The organism is Corynebacterium sp. ACRPZ (assembly GCF_022346205.1).
GTDB classification, from domain to species: domain Bacteria; phylum Actinomycetota; class Actinomycetes; order Mycobacteriales; family Mycobacteriaceae; genus Corynebacterium; species Corynebacterium lehmanniae.
In genome coordinates this window covers 1-519 of sequence record NZ_JAKRMR010000049.1, presented here as the reverse complement: position 1 = coordinate 519, position 519 = coordinate 1, and the positions used below count along the sequence as shown (strand labels likewise).

Here is a 519-nt window from a genome sequence, read left to right as displayed (position 1 = left end):
CGACAGTGCGGCCAACGAGCTGGTGCGGCACGGAGTACCGCACGCTAGCTACGGTGATGTGGAAATCCGGGGCGACCTTGGCGCGTTTCCACTCGGTGCGCTGCCACGGGGTATCGGGAAGTGCTGTCAACAGGTGTCTTTCATGCGCATCGAAAATGTCTTTGCGGCTTGACTGCTGGTGACGAAACGGTACCGCCTGGTTGATCTGGTCAACCAACTGCCTAATGCGTGTGTTGAGTTCGTCAAGGTCGACGCACTGGTGGCCATCGAGTGCGTGGATGACCTTGTGGGTGACGATCTTGACTGCGGCTTCGACATTCGCTTTGTCTTTCGGCCGTCTCGACCTCGTGGGCAGTGCTGCGGTGTTGTAATGCTCCAAAAACTGCTCGTAGGTGTCATTGACCTTGCGGTTTCGATCCGCCGCGCTGATCGCGTTCGACGCAGTCGAGGCATTATCCGGCACCACAACCTCAGGCACGCCCCCGAAGTAGGCGAACGCGTGGTGGTGGGCATCAAGCC

General features: G+C 59.2%; 1 pseudogene. It reads right to left on the bottom strand.

Features of this window, described 5'->3' with window-relative positions:
• Nucleotides 1–519: pseudogene (locus tag MHX64_RS11925) on the bottom strand (IS21 family transposase); the annotation flags it as partial.